The sequence below is a fragment of the Actinomadura sp. GC306 genome, from assembly GCF_004348665.1.
Lineage (GTDB): Bacteria > Actinomycetota > Actinomycetes > Streptosporangiales > Streptosporangiaceae > Spirillospora.
This window is the reverse complement of the sequence record NZ_SMKM01000293.1, coordinates 1-8,007: the sequence shown is the minus strand read 5'-3', so window position 1 is coordinate 8,007 and position 8,007 is coordinate 1. Positions and strand designations below refer to the sequence as shown.

Genomic DNA, 8,007 nt, shown 5'->3' with positions numbered 1-8,007 from the left:
GCGGGCGGCCATTGCGGGGGTGGGGGAGGACCTCCACGTCGTGCCGGTACACCTCGCTGAGCAGCGCCGCCGTGAGGACCTCGGCGGGCGGGCCGCAGGCGGCGAGCCGCCCCTCGGCGAGCACCGCGACGCGGTCGGCGTGCGCGGCGGCGAGCCCGAGGTCGTGCACGACGACGACCACCGCGGCGCCCGCGGCGGCGCGTTCCCGGACGACGCCGAACACCAGCTCCTGGTGGTGCAGGTCGAGCGCGGCGGTCGGCTCGTCCAGCAGCAGCGTGCCGGTCCGCTGCGCGAGGGCGCGGGCCAGCGCGACCCTGGCCTGCTCCCCGCCCGACAGCTGCGGGTAGGGGCGGTGCGCGAAGCCGGTGGTGTCCGTCTGCCGCATCGCCTCGGCGACGGCGGCATCGTCGTCGTCCTCCAGCGGCGTCCCGGCCCACGGCGCCCGGCCCATCGCCACGACCTGCCCGACGGTGAACGGGAACGACACCGTCTGCCGCTGCAGCAGGATCGCGCGCCGCATCGCCAGCTCCGCGTGGCTCCACGCGGCGAGCGGCGCGCCGTCCACCGTGATGTCCCCGGTGGAGGCGACGTCGCCGCCGATCGCGCCGAGCAGCGTGGACTTGCCGGCGCCGTTCGGGCCGACGAGCGCCAGCACCTCCCCGGCCCGGACGGTGAGGTCGACGCCGCTCAGCACCGTCCGGGCGCCGCGCTCGGCGCCCAGCCCGCGCACCTCGACCGCCGCCGACCCGGCGGGGACGGGACGCGGCGGGCGCGGGCGGCGCATCCGCAGGCCGATCACGCCCAGCCTCCCGAGCTGCGCCGGGCGCGGCGCAGCAGCCAGAAGAAGAACGGGCCGCCGAACAGCGCCGTGAGGACGCCGAGCGGCAGCTCCTGGTAGGGGATCGCGGTCCGGGCCGCCACGTCCGCCGCGACCAGCACGACCGCGCCGCCGAGCGCGCTCGCCGGGATCAGCGTCCGGTGCCCGGGGCCCGCCGCCATCCGGATCAGGTGCGGCACGACGAGCCCGACGAACGAGATGACCCCGGCGAACGCGACCGCCGACGAGGTCAGCAGCGCGATCACCAGGATCGCGGTGAAGCGCAGCCGTTCCACGTCCACGCCGAGGTGCCGGGCGGTGCGCTCGCCGAGCGACAGCAGGTCCAGGCGCCGTGCGCAGCCGACGGCGACCACGAGGCCCGCGGCGGTCAGCGGCGCGACCGTCGCGACCGCGTCCCAGTTCGCGCCGGCGAGGCTGCCGAGGTTCCAGGTCGTGATGGCGCGCAGCGCGTCGTTCCCGGCCGCGAACATCAGCATCCCGAGCAGCGCGCTCGCCACCGCGTTGATCGCGATGCCGGTGAGCAGCAGCGTCACCACCTCGGTGCGTCCGCCCGCCCGCGACATCGCGTACACGATCAGCGTGGTGATCAGCCCGCACACGAACGCGGCGGACACGATCGTCCAGTTGCCGAAGAGCGTCAGCCCGAACGTGATGACGGTGGCGGCGCCGACCGCGGCGCCCCAGGACACGCCGATGACGGCGGGCTCGGCGAGGGGGTTGCCGAAGACGCCCTGCATGACGGCGCCGGACGCGCCGAGCGCCGCGCCGACGAGGACCGCGAGCGCGACCCGCGGGAACCGCACGATCCACAGCGCGTTGTCGCCCTGCGCGGCCGTGGGCCGGGGCCCGATGCCGAGCCCGAGGCGGTGCATGATCGAGCCGAGGACCTGGTCGGGCGGGACGTTGACCTGCCCGATCCCCGCTGCGGCGAGCGCGAGGACCACCAGCGCGACCGCGAGCGCCGCGATCAGGACGGGCCCGCGGACCCGGCGGTGCTCGCGCTCCGCGTCTATGCCCTTCTTCGCGGCCGGCGCGCCCCGCTCCGCCGGCGTCTTGTCCGCTGGCGTCTTGTCCATTGCCGTCTCGTCCGGTGCCGTCTTCATCAGCACGGCCTGTGGACGGCGCCGGCGAGCGCGGAGATCGTCTCCCCAGTGCGGGAGCCGAAGGTGAGCAGCGTGCCGTCCGCCACGTCCACGACGCGGCGGTTCCGGCCGGCGGGGGTCTGCGCGACGCCGGGCAGCTTGAGCAGCCCGTCGACGCCGCCGACCGAATCCAGCCCGGCCGTCATGACCAGCAGCACGTCGGGCGCCGCGTTGATGAGGCCCTCGCTGGTGAGCGGCCGGAAGCCGGACAGGCCGATGGCCGTGCCCGCGTCGGTCGCGCCGATCGCCTCGATCATCGCGTCCGACCCGGCGCCCTCGCCGCCGATCAGGTAGACGCCCGCGGTGCCGCGCAGGTAGAGGAAGGCGACGCGCAGCCGTCCGGCGGACGCCTGCCCGGCGGCGCCCTCGATCTCCCCGGCCACCCGGGCGGCGAGCTCGCGGCCCGCCTCGGGCACGCCGAGCGCGGCGGCCACGGCGCGGATGTGCTCGCCGACGGCGGGCAGCGTCTGCCGGTCGTCGATGAGCACCACGGGCACGCCGGACTCGCGGAGCTGGTCCAGCACCTCCGGCGGGCCCATGCTCTTGTCGGTGATCACGACGGAGGGGTCAAGCTTGAGGGCGCCCTCGGCGGACAGGTCGTGGCCCTGCCCGGTGACCAGCGGCAGCTCGCGCGCGGCGGGGAAGGTGGTGGAGACGTCCCGGCCGACGAGCCGGTCGCCGAGGCCCAGCGCGTGGACGATCTCGGCCAGCGAGCCGTACAGGTTGACGGCGAGGACGCGCCGCACGTCGCGGACCGTCACCTCGGCCCCGTCGGCGGACCGCACGGTCACCGGCAGCTCGGGCTCCGGCGACGCGGCGACGGGCCGCGGGTCGCCCTTGGGCGCGGGGACGGTGCTCGGGCCGCAGCGGGCGGCGGGATCGACGCCGCCCGCGTGCACACCGGTCGTGCCGATGCCGCAGCCGCTGAGCACGAGCGCGCCGCCCAGCGCGAGGACCGCGGCCAGCCGCCCCGCGGCGCCCCCGGACGATCGGGTCACGCGGCGGCCCCGGACGGCGAGGCGGCGCTCGTGCGGCGGCGGATCAGGAGCAGTGCGCCGCCGCCGGCCACGACGATGCCGCCGGCGCCGGCGGCCGCCCAGCCCCAGGCGGGGAAACCGCCGGCGTCGCCGAACGCCACCGGGACCTTGACGTCCTGGGACCGGTCGGAGCCGCGGGTGTGGTCCGCCCTGGAGACGACGGCGCAGCGCACCTCGGTGCAGTCGACGCGGTCGGAGAGGTCGGCCCCGACGCGGATCCGCACGTCGAAGGTGCCGCCGGGCCCGTAGGGGACGGCCAGGTTCTTCCCGTACGGGGGCGGGTTCGAGGACACCCACTGCGAGGCGCCCGCGTTGCCGGACGTGTCGGCGCCGCCGCCGCAGGGCGAGGGGGGCTTGTCCGGCCCGTTGTCCCTGCACAGCGCCACGTAGATGCCCTTGCCGGGGTCGAATCCGGAGCCCTTGACCTGGACCGTGGCGCCCTCGGCGGGCAGCCCGTCCACCTGCGAGACCGTGAGGGTCTGCCCGCCCGCCCCGGTGGCCTTGCCGGCGTCCGCGAGCGCGGCGGGGGCGAGCGCGAGACCGGTTCCGCCCGTCAGGGCCAGCGCGGCGGCGGCGTGCACGGTGCGGCGTGCGGTGCGGCGTGCGGCGGCGCGGACGGTGCGGCGTGCGGCGGCGTGTGGTGCGTGCATCGGGCTGTCAGTCCCCACTCCCCGGCGGTCCCGTGGTGCGGCGCCGCCGAGTCGATCCGTGGCCCACCTGGGCCTTTACCAAGATTGGCGCTTACATTAGCTTAGCCTTGCCTAACTTTTAAGAGGTGAGCCTTGCCTAACCACATGTCGGCCGGCGGCGCGTCCCTGCGGGCGGCGGCCGTCGCCGCGACGGCCCTCGGCCTGCTGCTGGCCGCGCCCCAGCCCGCCTTCGCGGCGTCGGTGCGGGTGTCCCCGACGACGGGCCTCGACCCGGGCGGCCAGACGATCAGCGTCAGCGGGTCCGGTTTCGACGCCGCGCGCAACAACAAGTTCGGCGTGTACGTGGTCTTCGGGCCGCGCCGCGCGGACTGGGCGACGAACTCCAACTCTTTCCTGGCCGCGAAGTGGGTGCATCCCGGCGGGGCGGGCGGCGGGTCGGGGCAGGCGCCGATGAGCGCGTCCGGCGGCTTCTCGGTGAGCCTCCAGGTGAAGGCGAAGTACACCGACGGCGACGGCCGGAAGGTCGACTGCCTGAAGACGCGGTGCTACGTGATCACGATGGCGGCGCACGGCGTCCCCGACCGCAGCCAGGACACCTTCACGCCCATCACCTTCAGGGGCGGCGGCACCGGCGGCGGCTCCGGCTCAGGCGGCTCGGGCGGTTCGGGCTCCGGCGGCGCGGGGCCGGGCGGGTCGCAGGGCGCGGGCGGCGGTGCCGCGGGGAGCGGCGCGTCCGGCGCCGGATCCGCCGCCCCGGGTGCACCGCACGGGGCCGCGCCGGGCGGTGACTCCGGGACGCCCGCGCCGTCGGCGACGCCGGACGGCGCGTCGCTCGCCGGCGCCTCGCCCGCGGCCGCGTTCGAGCAGACGCTCTCGGGCGGCGACGCCGTCTCGCCGTGGCCGTTCTGGGCCGCGACGGCCGCCGCCGCGGGGGCCCTGCTCGCCGCGCGCTCGCTGCTCCGTCGCAGGCCGGGGCGCTACGCGCGGCGCCGCAGGGCCGATCCCGGCCCTTGATCCGCGGCCGGACTCCGGTACAGTCCTCGATTTAGGTAAGGCTTACCTAAATAAGCCCTGCCTTTCGTTTCTCCCCCGCGAGAGGAAGCCATGAAGCAGGCGACCAGACGGATCACCCACGGCGGCGCGGTATTCGCCGCCGCCGGGCTGATCACCCTCGGGCTCGGCGCGGCACCCGCGTTCGCCGCCGGTCCCGCGACCACCGTCACGCCGGACTCCGGCGCCGACCCCGCCGGCCAGGACCTCACCGTCACCGGCAGCGGGTTCAACCCCAACGCCAACAACGGCTTCGGGGTCTACGTCGTGTTCGGCCCGAAGAACGCCGACTACGCGACCAACGCCGGAACGTTCCAGGTGTCGAAGTGGGTGCACAAGAACGGCGCGCCCAGCCCCGGCCAGGACAAGATGAACGCCGACGGCACCTTCAACGTCACCCTCCCCGGCGTCAAGGCCCAGTACACCGACGGCAACGGCGTGTTCCACGACTGCCTCAAGACGCAGTGCTACGTCATCACGATGGCGGCGCACGGCGTCCCCGACCGCGGCCAGGACACCTTCACCCCGGTCACCTTCACCGGCGGCGAGAACCCCGACCCCGGTGACCCGGGCGGCCCCGGTGACCCGGGTGACCCGGGTGAGCCCGGCGAGCCGGGTGCGGGGAGCGGCCAGCAGACCCTGAACACCAGGGTCGGCAACGGCGCCCTCACCCTGTCCCTGGACGGGGACACCGCCGAGCTGAGCACGGTGGCTCCGGGTGAGCACTCCACCGGTGCGCTGCGCACCGCGACGGTCACCGACGCGCGCGGCACCCAGGCGGGCTGGAACCTCGTCGGCGAGGTGACCGACTTCAGCCACGCGCAGGGCGGGACGATCCCGAAGGGGAACCTGGCCTGGACGCCCACCGCGCAGGTGGTGGACGACGGCTCGCAGGGCTCGGTGACCCCGGGCGCGGCGGGCTCGCTGGGCGGGGCGCGGACGCTGGCGTCGTCGGCCGCGGGCAGCAGCGGCGGCGTCTTCCAGGCCGGTGCCGGGCTGGACCTCAGCGTCCCGGCCGGGACCGCGCCGGGCGACTACACCGCGACGCTCACCCTGACCCTCTCCTAGAGAAACACGACTTCGTCCCAGGGACGGAGAAGGGGCGGGGTGGGAATGGTCGAAGCATCCCCACCCCGCCCGCACAAAGAGTACGCGGAGCCCATCTGATGAACGCTTTCCGTGGCGGGGCCCTCGCGGCGGCGCTGGTCGCTCTGGCCGCCTGCCTCACCGTCCCGGCGCACGCCGCCACGCCGGCCACCGCACCCGTCGCGCCCGTCGCGCCCGCGCCCGGCGGGCTGACCTGGTCGGTGAAGCCGGCCGGCACCGAGGGCCAGTCCCGGCGCGACTTCTTCGTCTACACCCTCTCCCCGGGGCAGCGGCTGCGCGACAAGGTGGTGATCAGCAACCTGAGCGACCGCGCGCTCACCTTCCGCGTGTACGCCACCGACGCCTTCAACACCGCGGACGGCTCCTTCGGCCTCCTCACCGCCGACCGGCAGGCCACCGGCGTCGGGACCTGGGTGTCGGTCGGCGGCGCCCCGACCCGGACCGTCAAGCCCGGCAAGTCCGTCACGGTGCCGTTCACGCTGACCGTCCCGTCCGGGGCCACGCCGGGCGACCACTCCGGCGGTGTGCTCGCCGCCGTCACCGAGCAGACCACCGGGGCGCAGGGGCAGCGGGTCAACGTCGACCGCCGCGTCGCCGCCCGGGTCTACGCCCGCGTCAACGGGGCGCTGTCCTCGTCCCTGCAGGTGGAGTCGCTGAAGGTCGCGGCCGGTAACCCGCTGCTCGGCACCGGCGACGTCAAGGTCACCTACCGGATCCGCAACGCCGGCAACGTGCGGCTCGCCGGCACCGCGCGGCTCGGCGTCACCGGCCCCTTCGGCACCGGGCTCGGCGGACCCGTCTCCCGGCAGGTGCCGGAACTGCTGCCGGGCAACTCCTACACCTTTACCGACCAGGTCCGGGGCGTGTTCCCCGCCGGGCCGCTCACCGCGTCCCTCAGGCTGACACCGCTCGACCCGATGGAGACCGGCCCGGCCGCGGCGCGTCCGACGGTCCGGACCGCCGGCTGGTGGGCGACGCCGTGGTCGCTCATCGCGATCCTCGTCATCGCCGGCGCGGGGGCCTTCTACCTGGTGCGCCGCCGCAGGAGCCGGGCATGAACGTGCTGCTCGCGAGCGTGCTCGCCGCCTCCTCCCTCTTCTACGGCGTGCCCGGCCCGACCGTGGAGGTCGACCGCACCGACGTCCGGGTGGGCGAGACCGTCACCGTCGACCTGGCGGCCTGGCCCGCCGGGAACGTCCTGATCGAGCTGTGCGGCAACGGCGGCGAGCGCGGCTCCGCCGACTGCGCCGTCGCCGCCGCGGCGACCACCCACGTGGGCGAGCAGGGCCGCGGGACGGCGCTGGTCACCATCGTGAAACCGCCGATCGGCTGCCCCTGCGTCATCTCCGCCCGCCCGGTGGCGGGCGGCCGGGCCCGCACCGTCCCGGTGAAGATCGAGGGCGTGCCGGCGCTCACCGCGGCGCAGCGCCGCACGGTGTCCGCCGGGCCCGCCCTCGACCTCACCGTGTCGGGGGTCCGCGTCACCGGCGGCGGGCCGTCCGCCGCCTGGCTCGGCGGGCCGGCCGAGCGGACCGTGACCTTCACCGTCCGCAACACCGGCAAGGCGCCGGTCACCGACCCGCCGCTGACCCTGGCGGCCGGACGCGGCGCCGAGCCCACCGGGATCCTGGACGCGCCGCGGATCGGCACGCTCGCCCCCGGCGAGGAGCGCACGTTCGACGTCGAGGTGAAGCTGCCCGGACCCGCGTTCGGCCGGTACACGGTCGTCGGCGAGCTCACCGGGATCGACCGCCCCGCCCGGTTCACGGCGCACACCTCGTCCTACCCGTGGGCGCTGCCGCTGCTGCTCGGCCTCGCCGTCCCGGCGGTCGTCGTCCGCGAGCTCACCCGCAAGGGCGGCCGCCGCCGTCCCGCCGCCGAGCACACCGGCACGGCCCTCATGCCGCTGCTCCGGCCGGGCGGCGCGATGCACGTCCCGGCCACCATGAACGAGGTGGTCGCCGCGAACATCGGCCAGTGGCGCCGCGTCCGCGGCCTGCCGAGGGCGGCGCTCGCCGACTCCCTCACCGCGCTCACCGGCACGCCGTGGACGGCCGGCCAGGTCGAGCGCGCCGAGACCTTCACCCCGCCCCGCCGGTTCGACGCCGACGAGCTGTTCGCGTTCAGCCGCGCGCTGGACGTCCCCGTCCCCGCGCTGCTCCTCCCGCCCACCGGGGCCGCCC

The 8,007-nt window shown here is 76.1% G+C and carries 8 protein-coding genes; 4 read left to right on the top strand and 4 right to left on the bottom strand.

Features of this window, described 5'->3' with window-relative positions; translation table 11 throughout:
* From E1200_RS28455 to E1200_RS28440, 4 genes are all read right to left on the bottom strand, one after another.
* On the bottom strand, positions 1-799 hold a 799-nt coding region (locus tag E1200_RS28455; protein ID WP_243708893.1), incomplete at its 3' end, for a heme ABC transporter ATP-binding protein.
* Positions 796-1,914 carry an iron ABC transporter permease gene (locus tag E1200_RS28450; protein WP_131955162.1) on the bottom strand — a complete coding sequence of 373 codons (1,119 nt, stop codon included), beginning with the start codon at positions 1,912-1,914 and terminating at the stop codon, positions 796-798. The genes E1200_RS28455 and E1200_RS28450, both read right to left, overlap by 4 nt.
* A 26-nt stretch (positions 1,915-1,940) precedes the next feature.
* The gene (locus E1200_RS28445) at positions 1,941-2,978 is read right to left on the bottom strand and encodes an ABC transporter substrate-binding protein (protein WP_207933585.1); all 1,038 of its coding nucleotides are present in this window, start codon (positions 2,976-2,978) and stop codon (positions 1,941-1,943) included.
* A complete protein-coding gene (locus tag E1200_RS28440; RefSeq protein WP_243708892.1) occupies positions 2,975-3,667 on the bottom strand; it encodes a hypothetical protein in 693 nt (230 codons plus the stop codon). The genes E1200_RS28445 and E1200_RS28440 overlap by 4 nt, the downstream gene beginning before the upstream one ends.
* Before the next feature lie 132 nt (positions 3,668-3,799).
* On the opposite strand from E1200_RS28440, the gene E1200_RS28435 reads away from it, so the two are divergent.
* The 4 genes from E1200_RS28435 to E1200_RS28420 form a co-directional block, all read left to right on the top strand.
* Entirely contained in the window at positions 3,800-4,681 is an 882-nt protein-coding gene (locus E1200_RS28435; RefSeq protein WP_243708891.1) for a hypothetical protein, read from the top strand.
* A 90-nt stretch (positions 4,682-4,771) separates the two neighbouring features.
* A complete protein-coding gene (locus E1200_RS28430) occupies positions 4,772-5,785 on the top strand; it encodes a WxL domain-containing protein (protein ID WP_131955161.1) in 1,014 nt (337 codons plus the stop codon).
* Positions 5,786-5,883: 98 nt separating this feature from the next.
* Complete coding sequence (locus E1200_RS28425; protein WP_131955160.1) at positions 5,884-6,882, top strand: DUF916 domain-containing protein; 999 nt, start codon at positions 5,884-5,886, stop codon at positions 6,880-6,882.
* On the top strand, positions 6,879-8,007 hold a 1,129-nt coding region (locus E1200_RS28420), incomplete at its 3' end, for a hypothetical protein (RefSeq protein ID WP_131955159.1). The genes E1200_RS28425 and E1200_RS28420, both read left to right, overlap by 4 nt.